Consider the following 24,819-nt stretch of genomic DNA (forward strand, 5'->3'; position numbering starts at 1 on the left):
CGGGGTCCTCCCGTCCGCGGGTCACCGCCCGGCGGGCACGGTCTCCGCGCCGTCGTGCGGAGCCCGCTCCTCCGCGCCGGCCAGCCAGAAGAACACCGGCGGCAGGCCGAGCTCGATCACCGTCAGCACCACCTGGAACCAGTGCGGCCGGCCGTGGACGGCGAGGGAGAGCAGCCGCCCCGCACCACCCAGCAGGAAGACGCCGGCCAGCCACCGCACCGCCCCGGCCGGGACGGGCCGCTGCCGGCCGGCCCAGATCCAGGCCAGCCCGTAGCCGGCGAAGCTCGCGCCCATGAACCGGCCCCAGCTGTCGATCGTCGCGCCGGCCGAACCGGCGCCGGGGATCGCCGCGTTGCCGAGCACCACGTGGAACACGCCGATCGCCACGCACGCCCAGCCCATCAGCAGGGTGAGTACCCGCAGAGCCCTTGCCATGGTTCCCCCAGCCAGTCCGAGCGAAGCTTGGTTGACATGTGTCTACTAGGTTGGGTGCGCCAGTAGACACATGTCAAGTAGTCTCCGAGCGTGTCCCCCCGCCAGCGACTCACCCCCGCCGACCGCCGCGCCCAGCTCCTCGCCGTCGGAGCGCGGCTCTTCGCCGCACGCCCGTACGACGACGTGCTGATGGAGGAGGTCGCCCAAGAGGCCGGCGTCTCCCGGGCCCTGCTCTACCGTCACTTCCCCGGCAAGCACGCCCTCTTCGCGGCCGTCTACCAGCAGGCGGCGGACCGTCTGCTCGCCGAGACCCGGCTCGCCCCCGCCGACTCCCTGGTGGAGCAGCTCGTCCAGGGCATGGACGTCCACCTCGACTACTTCACGGCCAACCGCAACGCCGTCCTCGCCGCGAACCGGGTCCTCGCGGGCGACCCGGTGATCCAGTCGATCATGACGAACGAGCTGGACGCACTCCGCGCCCGGCTGCTGGCCGCGCTTCCGCTCCCGGACGACAGCGCCCGCGAGGCCGTGTCCGCCGTCGTGAAGAGCTGGCTGGTCTTCGTCCAGGTCCTGTGCGTCGACTGGCTCATCCGTGAGACCTGCAGCCGCCCCCAGCTCCGCGACATCTGCGTCGGTTCCCTCCTCGGGGCCCTCCGGCCACTGCTCGCCGAGGACCCCGCCGGCGCATGAGGACGGGTTGCCCACCATGACCGGACTCGGCCCGTCCCCTGGCCACCCGCCCCTTCCGGACCGGACGGCGCCCCGGCTGCCTCGCGGTGCCCGCCTAGGCGATGGTGCGGGACACCGGGATCCACAACTGCGCGTCGGACTGCGCAGGGTCGTCCCGCGACGGGCGGGTGCGCAGGATCTCCGGCCCAGGACGGTACTCGTACGGGTTCGACGGGATCCACTGGGCGGCCACGTCCCCCCACATCTGCTGCAGCGCCCGCGGGAAGGGCCCGGTGTTCTCGAACACGGCCCAGGTGCCCGCCGGGCACTCCAGTGCGTCGAGGTCCTCGGGCACCTCGGCGGCAGTGCTCACCACGGCGTGGTAGTAGTCGAGTTCGCTGCCCTCCTCGAAACCGTCCGACAGGCGCACGGTCGCCGACACCACGCCCTCGGGCTCCTGGTCCGAGAGGCCGGCGATCCGCAGCATCGTCTCCTGCGGGATGCTCCGGATGTGCTCGGCGATGTGCGGGTTGACGCCCTGGTACAGGAGCGGGACGCGGGCCTTTCTGCCGACGACCCGGAATGCTTCCTTCTCCACGATGCGGTACCGCATGCTGCTGTTTCCTTCGACGGTGAGGCGGAAGGACAGCCGGGGCTGCGAGTTCAGAGCCGCGCCGGTACGCCTGGCCTCGCCGGGACCGATGCCGTGTACGGCGCGGAACGCCCGCGCGAACGCCTCCCCGGAGGTGTAGCCGTAGCGGACGGCGATCTCCAGCAACGCCGGTCGCCCGGCCAGCACTTCGGCCGCCGCGACGGTGAGCCGCCGGCGTCGGATGTACTCCGACAGCGGCATCCCCGCCAGTGTCGAGAACAGCCGCCGGAAGTGGTATTCCGACGTGACCGTGATCCGGGCCAGCGCGGACACCTCGATGCGCTGGTCGAGGTGACCCTCGATGTGCTCCATGGCCTGGTTCAGCCGCTCCAGCAACCCCGGCCTCCTTCCCTTTCGATCACCGACGTTAGGGGGGACCGGGCCTGTCGCACCCGACATCCTGTGCCCGCTCCGGTCGGGTGCGACAGGCTCGCGGTGACCGACGCGGTCGGCGGCGGGTGCGGCCCGACGGCCGTCCTGCTCGCCCCTCGGCCGACAGGAGACGATGTCACCCACACCAGCACACGAAAGCGAACACATGACGGACCCCGCTCCCAAGGACCTGATCCATCTCGCCGATCAGGACGGGAACCGCTGCATCGTGCGCGTGACGGGGCGGTTCCGGCCGGGCGTGCTGACCGGGCACGACATGCTGTGCGCCGACGTGCTCGCCTCCGCGAGCTTCGTCGACGCCCGGCTCGACCTCTGCGTCTCCCCGCGTGACCTGGACTCCTGGGAGCAGGAGCTGTCCGACCTGGAACCGGGCCGGACAGCCGGAATCGGGGGAGACCGCGGTCTGCGCCTCGACCTCCACATGGATGAGGACGGCCGGCTGTCGGTCCTGGTCGACGATCCCGACCGCCTGACGGCCGCTCTGGGAATCCGGCCCCAGGGGGACTGGATCGCCGAGCACCGCGGGCACCTGGAACAGGTCGGATCGACCTGGCCCCGCGAAGCCGTCGAGACGGCCCCGCGAGCCTACGAGTGGAGTCCCGGCCGCGTCCGGTGACCATGCGAGAGCGCCGCCGTCTGCCCCGGGCCCTACAGCGGCAGCGCGCACACGGCGACGGGGAACGCGAACGGCTCGCCGGCGAGCCGCAGTTCACCGCCCTCGGTGTCCACGTGGAACACGCTGACCGTGCCGGAGCGCTGGTTCGCCGCGAACAGCAGCCGGCCGTCCGGTGAGAAGGCGATCTGCCGCGGGAAGTCGCCGCCCACGGGCGTGGTGCCGAGCAGCCGCAACCGGGCGCCGTCGGCCTCGACGGCGTACCGCGCGATGCTGTTGTGGCCGCGGTTGGCGAGGAAGGCGTACGCGCCGTCGGCCGTCACCAGGAGCTGCGCCGGGTAGTTGGTGCCGCCGCCCGAGCCCGTGGACTGCGGGTCGCCGATCGTCAGCCGGCCGGTGGCGGGGTCGTAGGCGCACACGGCGACCGTGTCGTCCACCTCGTTCGCCAGGTAGGCGAACCGGCCGCCCGGGTGGAAGGCGAGGTGGCGGGGGCCCGCGCCGGGGCTGGTGTGCGCCTGGCTCGTCGCGGTGAGCGTGCCCTTCGTCCGGTCGAGGCGGTAGGTGTAGACGGTGTCCGTACCGAGATCGACGGCGAGGACGTGGCCGCCGTCCGGGCTGGTGACGACCTGGTGCGCGTGCGGGCCCTGCTGGCCCGGGCCGGGGGGCGGAGTGGTGTGCGTGACCAGGTCGGTGCGCTCCCCGAGGGCGCCCGAGGCGTCGATCGGGTGCACGGCGACGCTGCCCGACCCGTAGTTCGCACTCAGCAGCCAGCGGCCGTCGGGGTCCACCGAGAGGTGACAGGGGCCCGTCCCGCCGGTGCTCCGGGTGCCCAGGATCCGCCGGTCGGCGAGGCGTACGGCGGTGACGGCGCCGTCCTGGCGCTCGTCCACCGCGTAGAGCGTGCGGCCGTCCGGGTGCACGGCGAGGTACGACGGGTCCGCCACGCCGGTGAGCGTGCCCCCGCCGGTGATCTCGCCCGTCGCGGGGTCGTAGGAGGCCAGCCCGATGCCCCGGCCGCCGCCCTCGGCGGACGTGTAGGTGCCCAGGTGGAGCGGCCGGGAGCCGTCCTCCTCCCGGGGCGGCGCGGCGACCCCGCGCCTGGCGGCCGCCGGTGCCCGGTCCGCCGGCGGGGCGGCCGGTGCGGGGACCGCCACCACGGCGGCCGCGCCCGCCAGGGCCCCGGTGAACCGGCGCCTGCTCCAGCCGCCCCGCCCCGCCCGTGCCTGCGTGTCCATGCCCTGCCTCAGGTCGTCGATCGTCCCGGTGACGGGTCTACCACTCCCCGTCCTCCACCGGCTTCCCCGGCGCGTCCTTCAGCGGGACCACCTGGCCCGCCGACGGCTGCTGCCAGGGTTCCACGTCGTCCCCGAGCCAGTCGCCGACCGGCTTGACCGACTCCAGGGCGTCGGTGGGGGCGAGGTCCTCGGCGTCCTCGTCGTAGTAGTCGTACCAGGGCAGCCCCGCCCTGGTGTACGCCGCCCGGTCCACCGGCGACGGCGGCGGTGCCTCACCCGTGATGCGGCGCCACTGGGGAGGCGTGACCAGGTGGACGAAGACCCGTCCGGCGGGCGTCTCGGACCAGTCGCCGAGCGGCCGGTCGTCCCGGTAGACCTCCTGGCGCATCGAGCCGCCGACCCCCAGCCCCATGGCCGCCGCACGCCGCGGCGGCGCCGCACCCGCGGGCGCCGAGGGCGCCGGCGCGGCCGCGCCGGGGGCGGCCGCCGCCATGGGGGCGGGGCCGCCGTACCCGCCGACCGGCAGGGGCGCGCCGAAAGCGGCGGGCGGCGCGGCCGACCGCAGCCGGCGCTGCCGCTCCCGCTCCGCGCGCCGCCACTCGGCCAGCACGTCGTCGCGCAGCGGGAACGACTGCAGCTGCACGCCGCCCCACACCTCCTCGCCGGTGACCTGCCCCTCCACGGTCGCGCCGAGGCCGAGCGGCACGGCCACGAACTGCCGGACCCTGCCCTTTCCGGAGTTGATGCCGTCCAGCCAGGGCTGGCGGGGCAGCACCACGTAGTTCTGCGGCTTGCGGACGAGGCGGTCGCGCCACGGCTTGCCGGACACCGCGCACACCTTGCCGACGCCGACCTGAAGGGCGACCGGTTCCGCCGTACCGGCGAAACTCAGCCACATCGCCTCGCGCAGGTACACCGGCAGCATCACGCCACCGCGCGCCCGCCACTCCTCGGGCACCCGGTCGCCGTAGTCGGCCACCCGCCGGACCGGGAACTCGCCCAGGCCGGGCGGCAGCGGATGCGTGCCCGTCTCGGGCAGCCGCAGCGTGCGCACGAAGCGCACCACGGCGCCGCCCGGCAGCCGCAGTGTGTTCCCGTCGATCCGTACCCCGGTGTCGGCCATCGGCCCGCCCCTCGCCTCCCGGTGCCGGCCCCGCCGCGGCACTCCCTCACCGAGAACGCCCACCGAACCCCGTACGGTTCCGCCACAGGTCCTCCTGCACGCCGAGCCGCTCGCGCAGCCGGGTCATCCGCGGCAGCTTCTCCCGCTGCTCCCGGGACACCCGGTCCAGCTCCTCCAGCAGGCGGCGGGTGCGGTGCTCGGTGTCCAGCTCGGCGATGATCCGGTTCACCTCGGTCAGCACCGCCCCCATCAGCTGCCAGTTCGCCCAGTCCGCCCGGATCTCCTCCTGCAGCAGCTCGGCCAGCCGGTCACGGGTGCCGGCCGCCGTGTGCAGCTCGGCGGTCAGACGTGCCTCCGCAGACTCGGCGTTCTCGCTCAGATGGGTGGTCACCAGCACCGCGAAGCTGACGATCGCGTCGGCGATCTCCGACAGCAGCTGCTCCACGACGGCCCCCACCGGGGGCGGGAACAGGTCCTCGGTGTCGCGGGCCTTGGCCAGGTCCGTGAAGGAACGGGCCAGCACCCGCAGCACCACCGTGCAGATCTCCAGCGTGTCGAGGCCGGTGCGCAGCACGACCCGGTGCAGCAGGCCCTCCCGGACGCGCGGATTGAGCCGCAGACTGTCCTCGGCCTGCCGCAGCGCCGCGTCCACCCGGACGATGTCGTGGTCGAGGCGGCGCGCCTCGTGCAGCCGCTCGGCCGCCTGCTCCCACGGGATGCGGCCCGCGGCCTCCTCACCCATGCGCAGCATCAGCTGCCGCACCCGGCGGGCCAGGTCCTCGATCGACTGCCCGGCCTCGTCCACCCACACCGGGGGCGGCAGCAGCAGGTTGCAGGCCATGCCGACGACCGCGCCGATCAGCGTCTCCACGATCCGCGCCCAGGCGGTGAAGCCGACCGTGGTGACCCCCAGGACCAGCATGGCGCTGATCGCCACCTCGGCCACGTACTCGTCGACCCGCACCAGGTGCCCCACGGCCAGCGCGGCCACGATCAGCAGCGCCAGGCTCCACCAGGTCAGCCCCACCAGCAGGCTGAAGGCGATGGCGACCAGGACACCGGCCACCACCGAGTTCACCCGGCGGATGCCGTTGGTCAGGGTGGCGTAGAAGGTGACCTGGACGACCAGCAGGGCGGTCAGGGGCGCGGTGAGCGGGGCCGGCTCCGGGCTCAGGCGCAGCGCGATGACGTAGGCGACCGTCGCCGCCGCGGCGGACCGCAGGGTCTGGACGACCACCGGCTCCCGGCGGCGTTGCACCAGTCGCCACAGCTGAGCTGTCCACTTCCGTACGTCGCGCATTTTTGGCCTGTTCCCGTTCCTCCCGCGAGTCGAACGTGCCGAACGGGGACGGCGGCCGCCGGCGCCCGGGTCTCAGGCGTAGAGCTTGTCGAGGAAGGCGGAGAGGTTGCCCCTCGTGCGGGCGATCTGCTCCTCGAGGGTCAGGCTCTCCTCGAACCGGCCCCCGGACTCCGGCACCTTCCGTCCGCGCACGTACAGGGAACACGCCAGGTCGGTGCACATGTACAGGCCCACCGAGTTCCCCTCGCGGCCGGCCGCGCCCGCCTTCCGGGCCGTCATCAGCGACACCCCGCCGCCGGGGTGTGTCGTCAGGCACACCGAGCACATGCTGCGGTGCAGGAACCCGCGCCGCGAGGGCGGGAAGCGCAGTGCGACCCCGGTGAGCCGGCCGTCCCGCTCGGTGACCAGATAACTGCGGTCCAGAGCGCCCGGATCCCGCCATCCGAGGAAGTCCAGATCGTCCCACGGGCGCTCCGCGAGATCCCGGGGCACCGCCAGCCGCTTGGCGTCTCCCTTGGAGCAGTTGACAAAGGAGTTGCGGATGTCCTGCTCGGTGAGGGATCTCATGAGGGGTCCTTCCGGAAAAGCTGTGCCGCGAACCTTGACGATCTGTGAACCTAGAGCCCCTAGGTTTCGCGGCCAGCCTAGGCAGCCACGGGGGAGAGGGCGAATGGATTTCGGGGACGACGTACTGACGGGGCGCGCCCGGCGCGCGGTGGACCTACGTGGCCGGCCGGGCCTACGGCCCACCGCTCGACCCCGGTGTCCGCGTCACCCTCAACTTCCATCCCGACCGGGTGTCGGGCGGACTGCCGCTGCTCGAAGCGCTGGCCCGGGACGGCGCCTACCACTCCCAGTTCGTCACCGGCACGAGCAACGGCGGCCTCACCGCCCACCCCGGCGGTGACCGCCGGCGCTGGGAGAGCCGCATCTTCGGCGGCAGCTACGACGACGCCGACCCGGCGGAGCGGCCGGTGTACGGCGCGCTGGACTTCCGCCGCCAGGTGGTCGGCGCGGCGCCCCGCTTCGGCTCCGCTCACCTGCGCCTCTCCCGGCCGGTCCTGGCGCGGACCACCTTCTGCTACCCGGACAGCGCGGCCGAGCCCGCCCACTTCGGCGTGGCCGCCGCCATGCCGCTCGTGGCGCTCGCCGAGGCGGACGAGCAGGACGCCCTCAACGACTACGTCGAGTGCCATGTGCACGGCGGGGTACGGCTCGACCGCGACGTCGAGGCGCTGGTGCTCGACGCCGGCTACCGGGGCACACCCGTGGAGGCGGCGGCCCGGCGCCTGCCCTTCCCCCTCACCTGGCACCCCGGCTACCGGCTCACCGTCCCGCAACTGCGCCGCCACGCCGACTACCGGGGCCCCCGGTACGCCGACCTCGGCGCCCGGATCGCCGAGCACGGCCTCCTCACCCCGCGCGTCATCGGGGACGCGGCGCGCTCCGGCCGCCACGCGCCGCAGGACCTGAAGATGGTCTGGCACACCCTCGCCCGCTTCGGCGCACCGGAGGGCGCGGGGACGGCGTGCCGCAGCGCGGGCGACCGCCGGTGACCGGGGCGGGTGCGACCGTGTCACCCCGCCGGCGCGGTGGTGTGCGCCTTCGCGGCGGGGCTGCCGTACACGGCGTAGGCCAGCCAGGTCGGATCGCCGCCGTGCAGGTCGCGGACGGTCCGCCGGGCCGCGAGCGATGCCTGGCCGAGGGACTGCCCGTGGGTGAGCAACTGGTCGTAGAACGCCTCGGCGAACCGCAGGGCGGATCGCGAGCGCACCGGCCACAGGGTGCCGACGAACGCGCCGGCCCCCGCCTGGAGGAACTGGGGTGCCCAGCCGAGGCTCTCCCCGAACCAGTCGATCTCACCGGCGCTCCGGCAGGCGTTGAAGAACACCAGCGGGTGGTGGGCGCGCAGCGTGCGCAACTGGGCCGCCGACGTCAGGTCGATGGGGTCGAAGGGGCCGTCGGCCATCGTGACGCAGGAACCGGTCCCGGTGAAGGCGTTGTGGCAGGCGAAGTGCAGCAGGCCCGCGTGACCGCCCTCGATCAGCGCGGTCAGCGCCGCCCGCTCGGTCAGCACCCCGGCGTCGGCCACCCCCGGCCCCAACCGGGCACGCAGGGAAGCCACTTCGGCGCCCGCGTTGGCGGGGGAGCCGGGCGGCACCACGAACGCCACGCCCGGCAGGCCGAGCTCCCGGACCCGGTCCTGCCCGAACACCCGCCGCACCACGGGGAGCCACTCGGCGAGGAAGCCCCTGTCCTCCTGTCCGTCGTTCAGCGGGTACAGCAGCTCCCAGGGAACCATGTCGTGCTCCCCGAGGACGGTGAACGACGTGATGCGTCCGGCCTCGGCCCAGAACTGTCTCTGGACGGCCTCGGGGACGGCGGAGGCCCACAGCCGTACACCGTGACTGCGCAGGCGGTCGCGCAGCCGCCGCGCGTACTCCTCGTTCCCGTCCGTCGCGGCGGCCCTGGCCGCGTTCCTCAGCTCCGCGTAGATCTGCTCCGTGGCCCGGCGGGGGTCGCCGGCGCGGAAGCGGAAGGTCTCCGGGGCGTAGCACCGTTCGCTGATGAGCTGGAAGCTGAACGATCCGGCCGCCTCGTCCCTGAGTACCTGGAGGGTGACCTCTCCGGGATCGAAGGCCATGGAGGGCAGCGGCGCGTCGCGAGGATGACCGTCTCTCGTGACACTGCCGTGCTCCACCGAGGTCTGGCAGGTGACCTCGCCGAGGAAGGTGCCGCCGCGGAAGGCCCGCACCGTCACCCGGTGCAACCCGGGCGCGGGGGCCTTCAGCCGGAACAGCAGGACGTCCGAGTCCCGGCCGGGCATGACGTGCAGTTCCTGTTGCAGCTCGTCGAGGACGATGAGGCCGGGGGAGTGGAGGGTGACCAGCACCCGGGCCCCACCGGAGGGGATGGCGAAGGGCCGCAGCCGGCCACCCCGCCCGTCCGTCCCGCTCTGCACGATGCGCACTTGCAGCGGCACCACGCGACCGGGCGAGGTCTGCTCGGCCAGCTCCGCGACCAGGTGGAGGGGGCCCGTCGCGCCGGGGTCACCTTCGCGGGTCGTGGTGCGCCGCTCGTCGTACGGTTCGTGTCCCCGGGCGGCGCGGGCTCCGGTATCGCGGTCGGCGGTCGGGCCGATGGGCACGGATCCCGGAGAGGTGCTGTCGCGGGGCGTGGGGCGCCGCTCGTCGTGGTCGTCAGGGCGATCGGCGGTGCGGTCTCCGTCGCCGCGGCCGGTGACGCGACCGACGTGTACGGGCTGCTGGTAGACGTTGTCGTGGTGCTGGGACATGTCGCCGTGGACGGTGATCTGCGTGCTGCCGGCCCGCCCGTCGGAGCGATGGTCGGGGGCCTCGGCCCGGCGAGCGTCCAGGCCGTCCGTGTCCTCGAAGTCGCCGGTTCCGCCGGCGGACTGCGGGCCGGGGATCCCGGGGGCGGGCCGTCCGGGCAGGTGGCACCAGGCGGTGACCTCGCCGTCCTTGAGCCGCACCGGGGCCGGGGAGAAGTGCGCCGGCTCGATGAACCTGCCGCCGGAGCGGACCACGTCCTCGTACAGGGACTCGGATATCACCAGCACCAGGTCCACGCCCTCCGTGGCGAGGAGCCGCCGGGCCACGGCGGAGTCGGCCAGCCGGCAGGCGAGGTCGACCGCGCGTCCGCTGACGCCCCGCGCGTCGTGCAGGACCGGGCCGACGTGCATGCCGATGCGCAGGCCGAGGGGCACCCGCAGGTCCCGGTTCTCGTGCCGCAGCCGCTCGTACACCTCGACCAGCCACGGGCCGAGCAGCCGGCTCGGCGCGATCCCGCTCGCCACCGCGGCGAGCACGCCGTCGCCGCGGTCCTCCAGGTGGAGGGCGTCACGCTCCACCGAGGCGTGCGCGAACGCCGCCTCCAGCACCCGGTACATGCGCGCGCGCATCCGCGGCACGTCGGCGTCGCCGTACCTCCCGAAGCCCCCGGCGTCGACGCAGATCACCGATCCGTACTGCGCTTCGGTGAGTTCGTTCGCGTCACGGCTCACGTGTCCCCCCAAGTCCCCCACGGCGAACTCCACTTACGATGCCAACGGTACTCAGTGGCGCACGGTGGCGCCCTCCGCTTAGCTCATAGCGTGAAATAAGGGTTGGGAGAAAGTCGCTTCCGATTGCCCGAAGGGGTATGTTGCAGGTCGGGCAGGGTTCGTGAAGGGAGCCAGATGGCGGCGCGGAACGGGCGCACGGTACGCGACCTCAGGAGAGGCAACCGCACCGCCGTGCTGCAACGGCTGTACTTCGACGGCCCCCTCAGCCGCTTCGAGCTGGGCCCGGCGACGGGGCTGAGCTCCGGCTCGGTGAGCAACGTCGTCGCGGACCTGGTCGCCGACGGGCTGGTCGAGGAGGCCGGCAGCGTCGACTCCGACGGCGGCCGGCCCCGCACCCTGCTGCGCGTCGCCCCGGACAGCGGGCAGATGATCGGCGTCGACGTCGGGGAGACCCGCGTCCGCGTCGAGCTGTTCGACCTGGCCCTCACCGAACTCGCCCGCGCCGAACGCCCGCTGACCCCGCAGGGCTACGACGTCGACGGCATCGTCCGGCACATCCGCGACGGCATCGCCGAGGTCCTGGAGGCCGAGGAGGCCGCCCCCGAGAGGCTGCTCGGCGTCGGCGTCGGCGTCCCCGGCATCGTCGAGCACACGACGGACCGGGGAGCGGTGGTGCACGGGCAGACCATCGGCTGGGACGCCGTCCCGCTGGAGGAACTGCTCCGCTCCGGCTCCCGGCTCCCGGACCACGTCCGCTACTTCATCGACAACGGCGCCAAGACCCTCGGCCAGGCCGAGATGTGGTTCGGCGCGGGGCGCGGCGCCCGCAACGCCGTCGTCGTGCTCTTCGGCTCCGGTGTCGGCGCCTGCCTGGTCACGCCCGAGGTGGAGCACGGGCGGGCCGTGGAGTGGGGCCATCTGACGGTACGGGTCCGGGGGCGCCGCTGCCGGTGCGGGGCGCCGGGCTGCCTAGAGGCCTACGCGGGCGCCGAGTCGCTGCTGGAGCGCTGGCGCGAGGAGGGCGGCAGGCCGCCCGAGGACGTCGACGAGGAGACCGCGCTCACCGCGATGCTCGCCGCCGCCTACCCGCCCCGGGGCACCGACCCGGACCCGGTCGCGCTCACCGTCCTGGAGGAGACCGCCGAGTACCTGGGCGCGGGCCTGTCCGACCTGATCAACCTGTTCCAGCCCGAGCGCATCCTGATCGGCGGCTGGGCCGGACTCCAGCTCGGGGCCCGGTTCCTGCCCGCCGTACGCCGGCACGCGGCGACGTACGCCCTGCGCCACCCGGCGGACAAGGTCACCATCGACCTCGGCCGGCTCGGGCCCGACGCGGTCACCGTCGGCGCCGCGATCCTGCCCCTCGCCGACTTCTTCGCCGAGGGCGGCCGCCGGGCCGAACCCCCGGCCCAGACCCGCCGCCCCGCCTGGCGCGCCGCCCTGGAGGAGCGCATCCCGCGCTGAACCGCCGGGAACCGGCGTCCGTCAGGCCGGCGGCTCGTCCGGCGTCGGCTGCTCGTCGGAGCCCTCGGGCGGAACACCGCGGGGGCCGGTGCCGGCCTCGTCGGTGTCGGGTACGTCCCGTGCCTCCGTGCGAGGGCGGCCCTGGGGGGCGTCCCAGGCGTCGTTCCCGGGCCCGGCCTGCTGGTCGGGCATGTCGCGGGGAACCGGGCGGCCGGCCTGCCCGTTTTCCGGGTCTCGCTGTGCGGTCATGGTTCTCTCTCCTGACTCGGTGTGTTCCTGCGGCCTCAGCCGACCTTGCGTCCCCGCAGCGGCTCCGTCTCCGCGCCGCCGCCCTTGCGCAGGCCGTCCAGGAACTCCCGGAGCACGTCGTCCGCCGTGCGGCGCGGTCGCCAGCCCAGTTCGGTGTGCGCCCGGGTGCAGTCCATCAGCGGCACCCGCAGCACCGCGTCGAACAGGTGGGGGGAAGCCGGGAGCAGCCGCAGCCCCCAGGCCGCGGCGATGGCCGAGCGGGCCGCCGTGCGCGGCAGCCGGACCGGGCGCGCGTCGAGCATCCCGCCCAGCAGGGCGGCGTCGACCGGCGGGTCGGCGGCCAGGTTGAAGGCACCCCGGGCACTGTCCGAGTGCACCGCGAGCCGGTAGGCCTCGGCGGCGTCGTCGGTGTGCAGCGCCTGCACCCGCAGTCCCGGGACGTCCGGCAGGAACGGCAGCAGTTCGGGCCTGGCCAGCGGTCCGGGCAGGAAGCGCCCGCCGAAGATCCGGCGCTGCTCGCTCGCGGACTCCCACTTGAACAGGAAGGCCGGCCGCATCCGGACCACGCGCACCTCGGGGTGGTCGCGCTCGAAGATGTCCAGCGTGCGCTCCAGGTACGCCTTCTCCCGGCAGTACGCGGCGTCCGGCCAGCCGTGCGTGGGCCACGACTCGTCCACCGCGTGGTCCTTGGGACCCGGCGAGTACGCGCCCACGGAGGAGGCGTGCACCAGCACCGGCACCCGGGCCGCCGCCACCGCCTCGAACACCCGGATGCTCCCGAGCACGTTGGTCCGCCAGGTGGTCGCGGGATCGTGCGTCGGCTGGAACGCCCAGGCCAGGTGGATCACCGCGTCGGCGCCCTCGAACCGCTCGGCCAGATTGGCCGTCTCGGAGCCCAGGTCGACCGCCGACCACTCGGTCTTCGGCGGGTGCCACCCGGGGGTCCGCCGCGCGAGTCCGCGCACCGACTTGATGCCGGGATCCTCCGAGAGCAGGCGCACCACACTCGTACCGACGTTCCCGGTGGCGCCCGTCACGACGACCCTGCTGCCCGTTGCGCTGCTCACCTTCGGCTCCTTCCGGGGGCCTTCGGGGGACCGGCCGGGTACCCGGGCGCTCCGCCCGCACACCCGGCCCCCGCCCGCCGGCGCGCTCCGTTCGCGCAGGCGGCCGCGGCACGAGAAGGCCCCGGCCGTGACGGGGGGATCACGGCCGGGGCCGGCCAGGCGGTGGGCGCGGATGGCGGTCGCCTCTCGGCGAAACGCTCCACAGGGCTTCAGCCGGACGATCGTCCCTGTGGGCAGAAGGTGAGGCCCGGGGACACTGTCCCATCCGCACCCACGGCTTGTTCAACGGGCAACTACCTGCCGCTGTTCCGGTGCCCCGCGTGACCCGTGTCACGCGCGGCGGCGCTCGTCCGGCGCTCAGCCCAGCGGGCTCTCCGCCAGGGACGCGAGCAGGCCGGCGGGGTCGGCGTACACCGCCTCCGCCCCGGCCTCCTCCAGGTCGGCCCGCGGAATGCCGCCGCACAGCACCCCCAGACAGCGCACCCCGGCCTTGCTGCCCGCCCGCATGTCCCACACCGTGTCCCCGACGAACACCGCCCGCGAGGCGGGCACCCCGGCCAGCTCCAGGGCGTGCTCCACGGGCTCCGGGGCGGGCTTGCCCCGCTCCACGTCGTCGGCGCTCGCGGTGGCGGCGATGGCGTCGTCCGCGCCGATCGCGCGGCGCAGCGCGCCCAGCTCGGCGCCGCTCGCCGAGGTGGCGAGGACGACCGTCCAGCCGTCCCCGTGCAGCCGCCGCAGCAGCTCCGCGGCTCCCGGCAGCGCGGGCAGCCGGTCGAAGTACTGGCCGTACAGGGTCTTGTGCGCGTCGCTCAGGGTGGCGTCCTGGTCGCGGTCGCGGTCGTCGCCGAGCAGATGGGCGATCAGGTCGTCGGAGCCCAGTCCCACCGCGCGGTGCACCGCGTGCATGGGCACGTCGTGCCCCGCCTGCCGGAACGCCTCCCACCAGGTCACGACGTGCAGGTGATTGGTGTCGACGAGGGTTCCGTCGACGTCGAAGACGGCGGCACGGTCCATCCGGGTTCCTCTCCTAGGTGTGGCTGCGGTCCGGGTACCACGTCACGCATCCGCCACGCGTGCGGGCGTCCGGCCCTCCCGGGTCCAGTCCAGCAGTTCGTCGGCGGACCACGTCGTCACGACCCGCTCCGCAGGCACCCCGCACTCCTCGGCGCGGGCGCAGCCGAGGATCTGCCAGTCCAGCTGTCCCGGCGCGTGCGCGTCCGTGTCGATCGAGAAGAGCACCCCCGCCGCCACCGCCCGGCGCAGCAGCCGCCGCGGCGGGTCGAGCCGCTCGGGCCGGCTGTTGATCTCCACGGCCGTACCCGACTCGGCGCACGCGGCGAACACCTCCTCCGCGTCGAACTGCGACTCCGGCCGCCCGCGGCCGGTGACCAGGCGTCCCGTGCAGTGGCCGAGGACGTCCGCGTGCGGATTGCGCACGGCGGCCACCATCCGCCGGGTCATCGACCGGGCGTCCATCCGCAGCTTGGAGTGCACGGACACCACGACCACGTCCAGCCGCTCCAGCAGCTCCGGCTCCTGGTCCAGCGAGCCGTCGTCCAGGATGTCGCACTCGATGCCGGTGAGCAGCCGGAACGGCGCCCAGCCCGCGTTGAGCTCGGCGACCACCTCCAGCTGCTCGCGCAGCCGCTCGGGGGACAGGCCCCGGGCCACCGTCAGCCGGGGCGAGTGGTCGGTCAGGGCGGTCCACTCGTGGCCGAGCCGGGCCGCCGTCCGCCCCATCTCCTCGATCGGGCTGCCGCCGTCGGACCAGTCCGAGTGGGTGTGGCAGTCCCCGCGCAGCAGCTCCCGCAGCCGCGCGCCCGGGCCGCCGTGCTCACCGGTGTCCTCCTCCAGCCGGCGCAGGTACCCGGGCACCTCCCCGGCCAGCGCCTCCACCACCACCTGCGCGGTCTTCGGCCCTACGCCCTTCAGCGACTCGAGGGTGCCGGCCGCCGCCCGGGAGGCGACGTCCTCGGCGGGCAGCGCGGACAGCACCCGGGCGGCGGTGCGGAAGGCCTTCACCCGGTAGGTGGGCGCCAGCGACCGCTCCAGCAGGAAGGCGATCCGGTCCAGGGCGGCGACGGGGTCCATGCGTACAGGGTTTCCCGGCGGCGCCCCCGCCGCACGCGCCGCGGCACGGCTCGTCGCCCACCGCACGGCCGGACGGCCGTGCGGGCGGCACGGTTTTGCGCCCCACGCCCCGGGGTACTGCGAGGACCCGTTCGGACGATCTCCCGAGGAGCCCCCCCATGCCCACACCGGACACGCGACGCACAGCGCTGGTCACCGGCGCGGACAGCGGCATCGGCCGGGCCACCGCCGTCCGCCTGGCCGAGGCGGGGCTGGACGTCGGCATCACCTGGCACAGCGACGAGAAGGGCGCCGAGCGGACGGCGGACGAGGTCCGCGCCAAGGGCCGCCGGGCGGCCGTCGCCCAGCTGGACCTCACCCGGCTGCCCGCGGCGGCGGACGTCGTCGACGAGCTGTGCGCCCAGCTCGGCCGCCTCGACGTACTGGTCAACAACGCCGGTACGGGGACGATGACCCCCTTCCTCGACCTGCGGCTGGAGGACGTGCGCCGGGTGCTCGACGTGGACCTCGTCGGCCCGTTCCTGTGCGGGCAGAAGGCGGCCCGGCACATGATCCGGCAGGGCGACGGCGGCCGGATCGTCAACGTCACGTCCGTGCACGAGCACCAGCCCCGCGTGGGCGCCGCGCCGTACTGCGCGGCCAAGGGCGGACTGGGCCTGCTCACCCAGGTGATGGCCCTCGAACTCGCCGAGCACGGCATCACCGTGAACGCGGTCGCGCCGGGCGAGATCGCCACCCCGATGACCGGTCAGGAGGACACCGACGTGCACACCGAACGGCGCCCCGGGGTGCCCCTCGGGCGGCCCGGCGACGCCCGGGAGGTCGCCGCCGTGATCGCCTTCCTGGCGAGTCCGGACGCCTCCTACGTCACCGGTGCCTCCTGGAGCGTCGACGGCGGCATGCTCCGCATGGGCCCGCAGGCCGGCTCGCACCTGACCGGCGACGACTGGCGACGGCCCTGAGACCGTGCGGCTGCGGACGAGTTCCTGCGCCCGCCCCGGCCTCCGACCCGAAGGTGTTCGAGTTGTTCGAGCAGAAGGTGGCGATCGCCCCCGTGCTCACCCGGCTGGGGGAGCACGGGGACTTCGGCCGTCCGGCCGCGCAGGGGGCCGTCGAGGCGGCGCTGCTCGGCCTGCTGGACGGCGCCTGAGCGCAAGCGTCCGGCCCGCCAGGCGTTCTACGCTTTATCGCATGACCGAACAGTCAGCTCCTCACATCGCGCGTCCACGGATCCTGGTGCTCGGGGTGTGCCCGGGCAGACAGGGGCAGCCGCCGTTCCGGATCATGGAGATCGACGGCGAGGTGATCGGTGAGGCCAGGACCGTCACCGACGTCCTGGAGGCCGCCGCCTCCCACGGGATCCCCATCCACGACCTGGACGATCCGGACGTGATCCGCTGGGTGGGCGGCGACAAGTTCACCTGGACGCTGCGCCACTGAGCGGCGGGCTCAGCCCAGCGTCCACTTCTGGTTGGCGCCGCCCGTGCAGGTCCATATCTGCAGCCGGGTGCCGTTGGCCGAGTTGTTCCCGGTCACGTCGAGACACTTGTTGGCCTGCGGGTTGACGATGTCGTGCGCCGCCGAGACGGCCCACTTCTGGTTGGCGCCGCCCGTGCAGTCCCACAGCTGGACGGTCGAGCCGTCCGCCGTGCCGTTTCCGGTCACGTCCAGGCACTTGCCGAGCGCCCGCAGCGTGCCGTCCGAGCCGACCGTCCAGGACTGGGCGGCCGTGCCGTTGCAGTCGTACAGCTGGACGGGGGTGCCGTTCGCCGGGTTGGCGCCCGCGACGTCGACGCACTTGCCGGCCAGGCCCCGGACGGCGACGGCGGACGCGCTGTCGCCCGTGGTCACCGACACCGAGTCGACGACCAGCGCTTGCGGAAACTGGGTGGAGCCGTCCGGGTCGCCCGGCCAGTAGCCGCCGACCGCGAGGTTCAGGATCAGGAAGAACGGCTTGTCGAACACCCAGGTCTTCCCGCCCAGGTCGGCCGGTGTGCGCCGCTCGTAGACCTGCCCGTCCACCGACCAGGTGATCGAGCCGGGCGCCCAGTCGACCGCGAACGTGTGGAAGGCGTCCGCGAAGGCCTGCCCGTTCGGCAGGGTGTAGGCCGCGCCGAGGCCGCCCGAGCCGGAGTAGCCGGGGCCGTGTATGGTGCCGTGCACGGTGGAGGGCTCGTAGCCGACGTTCTCCATCACGTCGATCTCGCCCGAGTCGGGCCAGTTGACCGGGGTGCCGAGCATCCAGAACGCCGGCCACATGCCCTGCCCGCGCGGGATCTTCATGCGGGCCTCGACATGGCCGTACTGGGCGGTGAACTTGCCCGCCGTGTTCAGCCGCGCGGAGGTGTACTGGCAGCTGCCGTACCAGCACTGGTAGCCGGCCGGGTTCTCCTTCCGGGCCGTGATCACCAGGTGGCCCTGGCCGTCGAGGGCCGCGTTGTGCGTGCCGGAGGTGTAGTACTGCCGCTCGTGGTTGTTGACGTTGTCACCCGTCTCCAGCGTCCACTTCGAGGCGTCGACCGGCGCCCCGGCGGGCCCGTCGAAGGAGTCGGAGAAGGTGGTGGCGGTCGCCGCCGCCGGGGCGGAGGTCTGCGCCCGGGCCGGGACGGCGGCGGAGCCGACCAGCGCGGCGGACAGGGCGGCGAGGAGGCATCTGCGGAGCAGGCGTGGGGAGGCCATGGCTCTCCGTTCGGCGTGGGGGGACGGATGCCTCTTGATTTAAGAAGTGAGATAAGTAGCCGTCAATACCCTGGTACAGACCTGCTCCTGACGGATGCTCATGCCAAAGCCCTGCCGTGTCCGGCATCCGTCAGGAGAGTCCCTCGGGCCGGGCCGGTCAGGAACTCGGCTCCACGCTCACCCGCCGGTGCACCGCCCGCCCGAGTCGCCGCCCCAGCACCAGCCAGCCGAGCAGTGCCCCGGTGGTGTTGAGGATGACGTCGTCGATGTCGAAGGCCCGCCCGGTGATCAGCGCACCCTGGACCAGTTCCACCATCAGCATCACGAGCGCGGTGAGCGCCAGGACCCGCAGCATCTTCCGGGCGCGCGGCGCCAGAACCGGCACCAAGATCCCGAACGGCACCCCGAGGAGCACGTTCCCGCCGATCTGGCGCAGCGTGTCGAGCGGTTGCCCGTAGTTCAGATACGCCCGCAGGGAACTGCCCGGGTGCAGGTTGCTGTGCGTCAGGTGCACCGAGGCCGGGGACGGACGCAGGGTGAGCCGGGCCAGGACGACGGCGAACGCCACCATGAGCACGAACGCGACCAGCATCACCAGCAGCCGGATCGGCAGGGCGACCGCGTGCCGGGTGGTGCGGGGCCGGGCCGGCTCGTCCGGCGTCCGCTTCCTGGTCGGGCGCAGGGCCGCGGGCAGGCGCCGGGCGGTCTGGGACATGGGGTCCTCCAGTCGTCAACTTCCCCGTTTCCAGGAGGCGGTTACCCGCGCTTCGGCCGTAAATGCCGCCGCCCGGGCGGTCTTCGGGGCGCATCGGCGGTTTCCGCTCACGCTCCCGGGGCACTCCGCACGCGGACCCGCGCGCCGCCGCCCCGCATGCTCACGCTCCCGGGGCACTCCGCACGCGGACCCGCTCGCCGCCGCCCCGCACGGCCTCCGGCGGTGCTGGGATGCCCCATGCGGCGAACCGGACGAAAGCCGCCCAAACCTGCACAGCCGACCGAGGAGGTGGCGGATGACCCGGCGCACGGCCCCGCGCGCGGCCCTCCTCGCGGTGGGCGAACTGCTGGCCTGGTGGGCCGGACTGGTCGTGCTGTGGCTGATGCTCATCTCCACCGTCTGCACCCTGGAGTGGGTCGTCGGCGCCGCCGCGGCCGCCGTGGGCGCGCTCGCCGCCCGGGCCACTTCGGAATGATCAACTCGCCCGGCGCGGACGCCCTGCTGCCGGGCATCGGCCTGCTGTACGCCCGCACCGGTGAGCCGGCGATGACGAAGATCGGCCGGGGCCTGGACGAGGCGGCCGTGCACCACGGCGGGCCGGACGCCCTCGTCCTCGCCTCCTTCGTGCTGGTGCTGACCGGGCTGCTGGTGAAGGCCGCCGCCGTCCCGTTCCACTTCTGGCTGCCGGACGCGCACGCCGTCGCCCCCACCCCGGTGTGCATGCTGCTGTCCGGGGTGATGGTCGAACTCGGCTCCTACGGCGTCTGGCGGGTCTACAGCACCGTCTTCTCCGGACCCGGCGGCATCCCGGCCGCCGACCTGGAGCGCTGCCTGGTCACCCTCGGCGCGCTCACGGCGGTGACCGGCGCGGTCATGTGCTGGTACCAGCGGCACATCAAGCGGCTGCCGGCCTGCTCCACCGTCGCGCACACCGGCCTGTTCCTCCTCGCACTCGGCGTGTTCACGCCCGAAGGCGACGACGGGACCGCGCTGTACGTCCTCGGGCACGCCGGGGTGAAGGCCGCGCTGTTCGCCTGCACGGGCATCCTGCTCGACCGGTACGGCAGCGTCGACGAGCACGACCTGCACGGCAGGGCCCGCGAACTGCGGGGAGTCGGGGTCATGTCCGCGATCGGCGCGCTGGGCCTGGCCGGGCTGCCGCCGTTCGGCACCGCGCTCGGCAAGTCGGTCTCCGAGGAGGCGGTCGGCGGCCCGCTCACCGTGGTCTACGTGGCCGTCTCGGCGGTCACCGCGGGCGCCGTGCTGCGGGTCACCGCGCGCGTCTTCCCCGGCCTCGGGCCGCGCCCCGGGGACGCCGCGGGGGAGACCGGCGGCTCCGGCGAGCGGCCCGAGACCGGCGAACGGCTGCGACGCGTCCCGGACACGATGCGATGGGTGCCCGCCGTGCTGCTGGCCGGCGCCTTCGCCGTCGGGGTCGTACCCGGCCTCGGGGACCTGGTGGCCCGCTCGGTCAACGAGGCGGGCTCCGGCGGTGCGCACGCCTCGGTGCACTGGACCGCGCACGGCGTCCTGCTGGGCGTGGCCTCCACGCTGCTGGCCGCGGCCCTCGCCGTGCTCGCCGTGACCCGCCCGGACAAGACGGCCGCGCCCGGCTGGGGCACGCCGCTGCGCCGCCTGCAGTCCGGGCACGTCGGGGACTACGTGGCCTGGCTGCTGGTCGGCGCGACGGCGCTGGGGGCGCTCGCCCTGCCGGGCGTGCTGGGCGGCTGATCAGGAACCGTAGGACACGTGCACGTCGGTGAAGCCCAGGGAGCGCAGCAGACCCTCCAGCATGCCGGTGGTGTTGCGCTCGGCCCGCGCCGTCAGTCCGCTCTCGCGGGCGGCGTCGCCGATGTGCCGGACCGCGAGCTTCTGCACCGCCTGCTCGCTGTTGGGGTTGTCGGAGAAGAGGTCGCCGATCCGGTCGAGCAGGCCGCGCTGCTTGGACACGGCGTAGGAGCGGTCGGGGTCGAGGGCGGGCCTGCCGAGCCGGGCGTGCGGCAGCCGGATCGCGGCCGACGTGCGGTCGCCGTTCACCGTCACGTCCTTGTCGCCGATCCGGCCGAGGTCGACGTAGGCCTCGACGGTGCCCGCGCCGACGTACAGGGTGCGGGTGCCGCGGATCGCGTCGGGCAGGTACTTGGCGTCCTTCTCCAGGTCCACGACGACCTGGAAGTTGCCGGACGCGGCGTCGTAACGGCTCATGTCCTGGATGGACTTCAGCAGCGCGGGGCCGGAGCGGTCGTGCGACTCGGTACCGAAGAAGTCCTTGATGCCCGGGAGCACGGCCAGCCGGACACCGGCGAACAGCACCACCAGGACCAGCACGAACGCGGTCACCACCTTGGCCCAGCCGGGCATGCGGGGCAGTCGTCTTGCGGGAGTCGTCATTCGACGGCCCTCCTTCCTGCTGACCGCATTCCCCTTCAAGGGGATGGTCAGACGGGCCAGTTGACCGGATGACAGCCCCGGCGCACGCGCCGGACCGGCCGGGGCGGAAACCGCCAGTAGCATGACCGGCGCAGTCCGTGACGACTCAGCGAGGAGCGGATCGTGCGAGAGATCGCCGTCTTCAGCGGCAGCGCCCACCCGGAACTGGCCCGGGAGGTCTGCGCCCACCTCGGCGTGCCGCTCAGCCCGCTCCGGGTCAGCCGGTTCGCCAACGACTGTCTGGAGGTGCAGCTCAGGGACAACTGCCGGGAACGGGACGTCTTCCTCGTCCAGCCGCTGGTGCGGCCGGTGCAGGAGCACCTGGTGGAGCTGCTGATGATGTGCGACGCGGCGCGCGGCGCCTCCGCCGCCCGGATCACCGTGGTCATGCCGCACTACTCCTACGCCCGCTCCGACAAGAAGGACGCGCCCCGCATCTCGCTCGGCGGGCGGCTGGTCGCCGACCTGCTGGTCGCCGCCGGCGCCGGCCGGGTCCTCGCCATGACCCTGCACGCGCCGCAGGTGCACGGCTTCTTCTCGGTGCCGGTCGACCACCTGCACGCGCAGCGCGAACTGGCCGCGCACTTCCGGCAGTACGACCTGACGCGCACCACGGTCGTCTCCCCGGACCTCGGCAACGCCAAGGAGGCCGCCGCCTTCGCCCGGCTGATCGGCGCCGAGGTGGCGGCCGGCGCCAAACAGCGGTTCCCGGACGACCGGGTGCGGATCAACGCCGTCATCGGCGACGTCGGCGGCCGGGACGTGATCGTCCTGGACGACGAGATCGCCAAGGGCAGCACCGTGCTGGAGCTCCTGGACCGGCTGCGGGAGCGCGGGGCGCGCTCGGTCCGGGTGGCCTGCACCCACGGGCTGTTCGCGGCCGGGGCGCTCACCCGGCTGAGCGAACAGCCCGACGTGCTGGAGATCGTCTGCACCAACACGGTGCCGGTCCCGGCCGGCGAGCGCACCGACAAGCTGCGCGTGCTGTCCATCGCCCCGGCTCTCGCCGAGGCCGTGCGCCGCATCCACAACGGCGAATCGGTCAGCGCCCTGTTCGCGGAGCCCCGCGGCAGCTAGGTGCCCGGGAGGACGCGGCCCGCAAGCGCTCTCACAGCGAGCCGGAGGCCGCCTCGGACTGCTCCAGGGCCTCGGCCGGCGTCGAGTGGGGAGGCAGCAGCCGGGACAGGCCGGTGACCCGGAAGACGCGCAGGGTCAGCGGGTGGGTGCACACCAGGTGCAGCCGCCCGCCGCGCTCCAGCACCCGGCTGCGGGCCCGGTACAGCAGGCGCAGCCCCGAGCAGTCGAAGAACTCGACGGGCCGCAGGTCGATGACCACCCGGACGCCGGACCGGCCGGTGACCCGGTCCAGGGCGGGAGCGATCTCCGCCGCCGCCGCGATGTCGATCTCCCCGCGGAACTCCAGCACGACGTGCCCGCGCTCCTCGCGCACGCGCAGATGCCGGGTGGGCGGCGGGGGCTCCGGTCGCACGACGGCACCACCTCCCACCCGCACCCTGGAAACCGTTTCCTGACCGTCAAGTTACCCTCGACAGAAGGAATTTGAGCATGTTCGATTGACATATGTCTTCGAGTTTCGCGCGTGTCGCTCCCCGGGTACGCGCGCGTGCGGTGTCAGGGCGGTGCCGTGTGACGCGCTAGTCCGCCAGCAGCACCAGCTTCCCCGTCGTCCGGCCGGTGTCGCCCAGCTCGTGCGCCTTGGCGGCCTCGGCCAGCGGGAAGGTCCCCGCGATCGTCGCCTTCAGCTGCCCCGCCTCCGCCATCCGGGCGACCTCCCGCATCCCGGCCCGGTCGGCGTCCACCAGCATCCGCACCGCCCGCACCCCGAGCCGCTCGGCCTCGTCGAGGAAGTCCTGGCCGCCGACCGGCAGGATCGACACCACGATCCCGCCCGGGCGCAGCACCTCCAGCGACCGCACGGACGTCTCGCCGCCCAGGGTGTCGAGGACGACGTCGACGTCCCGCACCGCCTGCGTGAAGTCCGTGGACCGGTAGTCGACCGCCTCGTCCACGCCGATCTCCCGCAGGAAGTCGTGCTTGCCCGCGCTCGCCGTACCGATCACGTAGGCGTCGAGCGCCTTGGCGATCTGCACCGCCACGTGCCCCACGCCGCCGGCCGCCGCGTGGATCAGCACGCGCTGCCCGGACCGCAGACCGGCGTGCTCGGTCAGCGCCTGCCACGCCGTCAGCGACACCAGGGGCAGGGCGCCCGCCTGGACGTGGTCGATCGCGGCCGGCTTGTGCGTCAGGGCGCGGACCGGGGCGATGACGTACTCGGCGTGCGAGCCGTGGCCGAAGGGGTAGGGGAGCATGCCGAAGACCTCGTCGCCGGGCCGGAACGCGGCCACGCCGATGCCGGTCGCGGCGACCTCGCCGGAGACGTCCCAGCCGAGCACGAACGGGGGTTCGCCGAGGAATCCGCCGGTCGCCCGGTGCTTCCAGTCGGTCGGGTTGACCCCGGCGGCCCGCACCCGGACCAGTACCTCGTTGGGGCGCGGCGTGGGCCGCTCCACCGTCACTTCCTTCAGGACCTCGGGTCCGCCGAGGACGTCCTGGCTGATGGCGCGCATCGTGTTCACATCGTTCATGGTCACCCAGCCTGCCGGGGTCCGCTCGTCCGGGAAATGGCATGAAGGTCATCCTCCGATAGGATCGTGCCATGCGTGGCACAGTGACCCCGGAGCGCGTGGCCGTTCTGGCGCTCGACGGCGTCTACCCCTTCGAACTGGGCATCCCCAGCCGGATCCTCGGCGCGGCCGGTGGCCGCTACGAGGTGCTGACCTGCACCGTCGACGGCCGGCCGGTGCGCACCAACGCGGACTTCGGCGTCACCGTGGACTACGGGCCCGAGATCCTGGAGACCGCCGACACCGTGATCGTCGCCTCGGTGCCGTCCGACCGCATCCCCACCGTCCTGCCCGACGAGGTCGCCGCCGCCCTCGACCGGATCCGCCCGGACGCGCGGATCGTCTCCATCTGCACCGCCGCCTTCGTGCTGGCCGAGGCCGGTCTCCTCGACGGCCGCCGGGCGACCACGCACTGGCACGTCGCCGACCTGTTCCGCCGCCGGTTCCCGCAGGTGGAGCTCGATCCCGACGTGCTGTTCGTCGAGGACGGCCGGATCCTCACCTCCGCCGGGGCCGCCGCCGGCGTCGACGTCTGCCTGCACATCGTGCGCAGCGACCACGGCAGCGACCTCGCCAACTTCGTCGCCCGCTGCTGCGTCGTCCCGCCGTTCCGGGAGGGCGGGCAGGCGCAGTACATCGAGCAGCCGGTCCCCGAGAGCGGCGCCGCGAGTACGGCCGCCACCCGCGCGTGGGTCCTGGAGCACCTCGCCGACCCGCTCACCCTCACCGACCTCGCCGAGCACGCCCGCATGAGCCTGCGCACCTTCGCCCGCCGGTTCAACGACGAGGTCGGCCTGAGTCCCGGCCGCTGGCTGATCCAGCAGCGCGTCGCCCGCGCCCGGCACCTGCTGGAGTCGAGCGACCTGCCGGTGGACCGGATCGCCGCGGAGGTCGGCTTCGCGACCGGCGCCTCGCTGCGGCAGCACCTGCACGCGTCGATCGGGGTCTCCCCGCAGACGTACCGGCGCACGTTCCAGAAGTCCGGCTGAACGTTCCGCCCGGGTGCGGCGTCGCAGGAGCGCAAGGGCGACGGCC

At 73.8% G+C, this 24,819-nt stretch carries 26 protein-coding genes and 1 pseudogene; 11 read left to right on the forward strand and 16 right to left on the reverse strand.

The window, feature by feature from the left end:
* Positions 1-21: 21 nt before the first annotated feature.
* Entirely contained in the window at positions 22-435 is a 414-nt protein-coding gene (locus AQJ66_RS35910) for a DUF4345 domain-containing protein (protein ID WP_061930915.1), read from the reverse strand.
* Positions 436-525: 90 nt separating this feature from the next.
* Here AQJ66_RS35910 and AQJ66_RS35915 point away from each other — a divergent pair, with 90 nt between their 5' ends.
* Positions 526-1,125, forward strand: coding sequence for a TetR/AcrR family transcriptional regulator (locus tag AQJ66_RS35915; protein WP_061930917.1), 600 nt, complete (start codon positions 526-528; stop codon positions 1,123-1,125).
* A gap of 94 nt (positions 1,126-1,219) precedes the next feature.
* Here AQJ66_RS35915 and AQJ66_RS35920 read toward each other — a convergent pair whose 3' ends face one another.
* Positions 1,220-2,092 carry an AraC family transcriptional regulator gene (locus AQJ66_RS35920; RefSeq protein WP_061930920.1) on the reverse strand — a complete coding sequence of 291 codons (873 nt, stop codon included), beginning with the start codon at positions 2,090-2,092 and terminating at the stop codon, positions 1,220-1,222.
* A gap of 202 nt (positions 2,093-2,294) precedes the next feature.
* On the opposite strand from AQJ66_RS35920, the gene AQJ66_RS35925 reads away from it, so the two are divergent.
* Positions 2,295-2,765 carry a DUF5959 family protein gene (locus AQJ66_RS35925; RefSeq protein WP_061930923.1) on the forward strand — a complete coding sequence of 157 codons (471 nt, stop codon included), beginning with the start codon at positions 2,295-2,297 and terminating at the stop codon, positions 2,763-2,765.
* A gap of 32 nt (positions 2,766-2,797) precedes the next feature.
* On the opposite strand, the gene AQJ66_RS35930 is transcribed toward AQJ66_RS35925, so the two are convergent.
* The 4 genes from AQJ66_RS35930 to AQJ66_RS35945 form a co-directional block, all read right to left on the reverse strand.
* Positions 2,798-3,997, reverse strand: coding sequence for a lactonase family protein (locus AQJ66_RS35930; RefSeq protein WP_208611538.1), 1,200 nt, complete (start codon positions 3,995-3,997; stop codon positions 2,798-2,800).
* A gap of 37 nt (positions 3,998-4,034) precedes the next feature.
* Positions 4,035-5,120 carry a hypothetical protein gene (locus AQJ66_RS35935; protein WP_061930926.1) on the reverse strand — a complete coding sequence of 362 codons (1,086 nt, stop codon included), beginning with the start codon at positions 5,118-5,120 and terminating at the stop codon, positions 4,035-4,037.
* A 46-nt stretch (positions 5,121-5,166) separates the two neighbouring features.
* Positions 5,167-6,420, reverse strand: a complete 1,254-nt coding sequence (locus AQJ66_RS35940; RefSeq protein WP_208611539.1) for an aromatic acid exporter family protein — start codon at positions 6,418-6,420, stop codon at positions 5,167-5,169.
* Positions 6,421-6,492: 72 nt separating this feature from the next.
* On the reverse strand, positions 6,493-6,987 hold the full coding sequence (locus tag AQJ66_RS35945; RefSeq protein ID WP_061930930.1) for an FBP domain-containing protein: 495 nt from the start codon (positions 6,985-6,987) through the stop codon (positions 6,493-6,495).
* A 158-nt stretch (positions 6,988-7,145) separates the two neighbouring features.
* Here AQJ66_RS35945 and AQJ66_RS35950 point away from each other — a divergent pair, with 158 nt between their 5' ends.
* A complete protein-coding gene (locus AQJ66_RS35950; protein ID WP_061930933.1) occupies positions 7,146-7,976 on the forward strand; it encodes a DUF3626 domain-containing protein in 831 nt (276 codons plus the stop codon).
* A gap of 20 nt (positions 7,977-7,996) precedes the next feature.
* Here AQJ66_RS35950 and AQJ66_RS36745 read toward each other — a convergent pair whose 3' ends face one another.
* Positions 7,997-10,444 (reverse strand): CHAT domain-containing protein, encoded by a 2,448-nt coding sequence (locus AQJ66_RS36745; RefSeq protein WP_063804121.1) that lies wholly within the window; start codon positions 10,442-10,444, stop codon positions 7,997-7,999.
* A 174-nt stretch (positions 10,445-10,618) separates the two neighbouring features.
* Here AQJ66_RS36745 and AQJ66_RS35960 point away from each other — a divergent pair, with 174 nt between their 5' ends.
* Positions 10,619-11,908: an ROK family transcriptional regulator gene (locus tag AQJ66_RS35960; protein WP_061930936.1), complete on the forward strand. Its 1,290-nt coding sequence runs from the start codon at positions 10,619-10,621 to the stop codon at positions 11,906-11,908.
* Positions 11,909-11,929: 21 nt separating this feature from the next.
* On the opposite strand, the gene AQJ66_RS35965 is transcribed toward AQJ66_RS35960, so the two are convergent.
* From AQJ66_RS35965 to AQJ66_RS35980, 4 genes are all read right to left on the reverse strand, one after another.
* On the reverse strand, positions 11,930-12,157 hold the full coding sequence (locus tag AQJ66_RS35965; protein WP_061930939.1) for a hypothetical protein: 228 nt from the start codon (positions 12,155-12,157) through the stop codon (positions 11,930-11,932).
* A 35-nt stretch (positions 12,158-12,192) separates the two neighbouring features.
* On the reverse strand, positions 12,193-13,224 hold the full coding sequence (locus AQJ66_RS35970; protein ID WP_061930942.1) for an SDR family oxidoreductase: 1,032 nt from the start codon (positions 13,222-13,224) through the stop codon (positions 12,193-12,195).
* A gap of 357 nt (positions 13,225-13,581) precedes the next feature.
* Complete coding sequence (locus AQJ66_RS35975) at positions 13,582-14,238, reverse strand: HAD family hydrolase (RefSeq protein ID WP_061930945.1); 657 nt, start codon at positions 14,236-14,238, stop codon at positions 13,582-13,584.
* Between the two features lie 42 nt (positions 14,239-14,280).
* Entirely contained in the window at positions 14,281-15,315 is a 1,035-nt protein-coding gene (locus AQJ66_RS35980) for a PHP domain-containing protein (RefSeq protein ID WP_061930947.1), read from the reverse strand.
* Positions 15,316-15,473: 158 nt separating this feature from the next.
* On the opposite strand from AQJ66_RS35980, the gene AQJ66_RS35985 reads away from it, so the two are divergent.
* From AQJ66_RS35985 to AQJ66_RS35990, 3 genes are all read left to right on the forward strand, one after another.
* Positions 15,474-16,277: an SDR family oxidoreductase gene (locus tag AQJ66_RS35985; protein ID WP_061930950.1), complete on the forward strand. Its 804-nt coding sequence runs from the start codon at positions 15,474-15,476 to the stop codon at positions 16,275-16,277.
* A gap of 62 nt (positions 16,278-16,339) precedes the next feature.
* A complete protein-coding gene (locus tag AQJ66_RS40770) occupies positions 16,340-16,465 on the forward strand; it encodes a hypothetical protein (protein ID WP_279617360.1) in 126 nt (41 codons plus the stop codon).
* Between the two features lie 41 nt (positions 16,466-16,506).
* Positions 16,507-16,755 carry a hypothetical protein gene (locus AQJ66_RS35990; protein ID WP_061930954.1) on the forward strand — a complete coding sequence of 83 codons (249 nt, stop codon included), beginning with the start codon at positions 16,507-16,509 and terminating at the stop codon, positions 16,753-16,755.
* A 9-nt stretch (positions 16,756-16,764) separates the two neighbouring features.
* Here the strand turns inward: AQJ66_RS35990 and AQJ66_RS35995 are convergent, their stop codons facing one another.
* Both AQJ66_RS35995 and AQJ66_RS36000 read right to left on the reverse strand, forming a co-directional pair.
* The gene (locus tag AQJ66_RS35995; protein WP_061930957.1) at positions 16,765-17,994 is read right to left on the reverse strand and encodes a ricin-type beta-trefoil lectin domain protein; all 1,230 of its coding nucleotides are present in this window, start codon (positions 17,992-17,994) and stop codon (positions 16,765-16,767) included.
* 157 nt (positions 17,995-18,151) lie between these two features.
* Positions 18,152-18,709 (reverse strand): VanZ family protein, encoded by a 558-nt coding sequence (locus AQJ66_RS36000; RefSeq protein WP_208611540.1) that lies wholly within the window; start codon positions 18,707-18,709, stop codon positions 18,152-18,154.
* Positions 18,710-19,004: 295 nt separating this feature from the next.
* On the opposite strand from AQJ66_RS36000, the gene AQJ66_RS36005 reads away from it, so the two are divergent.
* Both AQJ66_RS36005 and AQJ66_RS36010 read left to right on the forward strand, forming a co-directional pair.
* The gene (locus AQJ66_RS36005) at positions 19,005-19,184 is read left to right on the forward strand and encodes a hypothetical protein (protein ID WP_061930961.1); all 180 of its coding nucleotides are present in this window, start codon (positions 19,005-19,007) and stop codon (positions 19,182-19,184) included.
* A pseudogene (locus tag AQJ66_RS36010) lies at positions 19,175-20,440 on the forward strand (complex I subunit 5 family protein); the annotation flags it as partial. The gene AQJ66_RS36005 and the pseudogene AQJ66_RS36010, both read left to right, overlap by 10 nt.
* Here AQJ66_RS36010 and AQJ66_RS36015 read toward each other — a convergent pair.
* Positions 20,441-21,100 carry a DUF4230 domain-containing protein gene (locus tag AQJ66_RS36015; RefSeq protein ID WP_208611541.1) on the reverse strand — a complete coding sequence of 220 codons (660 nt, stop codon included), beginning with the start codon at positions 21,098-21,100 and terminating at the stop codon, positions 20,441-20,443.
* Positions 21,101-21,262: 162 nt separating this feature from the next.
* Here AQJ66_RS36015 and AQJ66_RS36020 point away from each other — a divergent pair, with 162 nt between their 5' ends.
* Positions 21,263-22,216, forward strand: coding sequence for a ribose-phosphate diphosphokinase (locus AQJ66_RS36020; protein WP_061930964.1), 954 nt, complete (start codon positions 21,263-21,265; stop codon positions 22,214-22,216).
* Positions 22,217-22,247: 31 nt separating this feature from the next.
* On the opposite strand, the gene AQJ66_RS36025 is transcribed toward AQJ66_RS36020, so the two are convergent.
* Both AQJ66_RS36025 and AQJ66_RS36030 read right to left on the reverse strand, forming a co-directional pair.
* On the reverse strand, positions 22,248-22,628 hold the full coding sequence (locus AQJ66_RS36025; RefSeq protein ID WP_079060620.1) for an anti-sigma factor antagonist: 381 nt from the start codon (positions 22,626-22,628) through the stop codon (positions 22,248-22,250).
* A 166-nt stretch (positions 22,629-22,794) separates the two neighbouring features.
* On the reverse strand, positions 22,795-23,745 hold the full coding sequence (locus AQJ66_RS36030) for an NADP-dependent oxidoreductase (RefSeq protein WP_208611542.1): 951 nt from the start codon (positions 23,743-23,745) through the stop codon (positions 22,795-22,797).
* A gap of 71 nt (positions 23,746-23,816) precedes the next feature.
* Between AQJ66_RS36030 and AQJ66_RS36035 the strand changes: the two genes are divergently transcribed.
* Complete coding sequence (locus AQJ66_RS36035; RefSeq protein WP_061930970.1) at positions 23,817-24,773, forward strand: GlxA family transcriptional regulator; 957 nt, start codon at positions 23,817-23,819, stop codon at positions 24,771-24,773.
* Positions 24,774-24,819 lie beyond the last annotated feature (46 nt).

The organism is Streptomyces bungoensis (assembly GCF_001514215.1).
GTDB lineage: Bacteria > Actinomycetota > Actinomycetes > Streptomycetales > Streptomycetaceae > Streptomyces > Streptomyces bungoensis.

Excerpts from the sequence above, each read along its gene's own strand:
- AQJ66_RS35965 (WP_061930939.1), bottom strand. The coding sequence starts at position 12,157 with ATGACCGCACAGCGAGACCCGGAAAACGGGCAGGCCGGCCGCCCGGTT.
- AQJ66_RS35935 (WP_061930926.1), bottom strand. The coding sequence starts at position 5,120 with ATGGCCGACACCGGGGTACGGATCGACGGGAACACACTGCGGCTGCCG.
- AQJ66_RS35960 (WP_061930936.1), top strand. The coding sequence starts at position 10,619 with ATGGCGGCGCGGAACGGGCGCACGGTACGCGACCTCAGGAGAGGCAAC.
- AQJ66_RS36015 (WP_208611541.1), bottom strand. The coding sequence starts at position 21,100 with ATGACGACTCCCGCAAGACGACTGCCCCGCATGCCCGGCTGGGCCAAG.
- AQJ66_RS36000 (WP_208611540.1), bottom strand. The coding sequence starts at position 18,709 with ATGTCCCAGACCGCCCGGCGCCTGCCCGCGGCCCTGCGCCCGACCAGG.
- AQJ66_RS35985 (WP_061930950.1), top strand. The coding sequence starts at position 15,474 with ATGCCCACACCGGACACGCGACGCACAGCGCTGGTCACCGGCGCGGAC.
- AQJ66_RS36035 (WP_061930970.1), top strand. The coding sequence starts at position 23,817 with ATGCGTGGCACAGTGACCCCGGAGCGCGTGGCCGTTCTGGCGCTCGAC.
- AQJ66_RS35975 (WP_061930945.1), bottom strand. The coding sequence starts at position 14,238 with ATGGACCGTGCCGCCGTCTTCGACGTCGACGGAACCCTCGTCGACACC.
- AQJ66_RS35910 (WP_061930915.1), bottom strand. The coding sequence starts at position 435 with ATGGCAAGGGCTCTGCGGGTACTCACCCTGCTGATGGGCTGGGCGTGC.
- AQJ66_RS35990 (WP_061930954.1), top strand. The coding sequence starts at position 16,507 with ATGACCGAACAGTCAGCTCCTCACATCGCGCGTCCACGGATCCTGGTG.
- AQJ66_RS35940 (WP_208611539.1), bottom strand. The coding sequence starts at position 6,420 with ATGCGCGACGTACGGAAGTGGACAGCTCAGCTGTGGCGACTGGTGCAA.
- AQJ66_RS35930 (WP_208611538.1), bottom strand. The coding sequence starts at position 3,997 with ATGGACACGCAGGCACGGGCGGGGCGGGGCGGCTGGAGCAGGCGCCGG.
- AQJ66_RS35925 (WP_061930923.1), top strand. The coding sequence starts at position 2,295 with ATGACGGACCCCGCTCCCAAGGACCTGATCCATCTCGCCGATCAGGAC.
- AQJ66_RS35980 (WP_061930947.1), bottom strand. The coding sequence starts at position 15,315 with ATGGACCCCGTCGCCGCCCTGGACCGGATCGCCTTCCTGCTGGAGCGG.
- AQJ66_RS36005 (WP_061930961.1), top strand. The coding sequence starts at position 19,005 with ATGACCCGGCGCACGGCCCCGCGCGCGGCCCTCCTCGCGGTGGGCGAA.
- AQJ66_RS36030 (WP_208611542.1), bottom strand. The coding sequence starts at position 23,745 with ATGAACGATGTGAACACGATGCGCGCCATCAGCCAGGACGTCCTCGGC.
- AQJ66_RS35995 (WP_061930957.1), bottom strand. The coding sequence starts at position 17,994 with ATGGCCTCCCCACGCCTGCTCCGCAGATGCCTCCTCGCCGCCCTGTCC.
- AQJ66_RS35945 (WP_061930930.1), bottom strand. The coding sequence starts at position 6,987 with ATGAGATCCCTCACCGAGCAGGACATCCGCAACTCCTTTGTCAACTGC.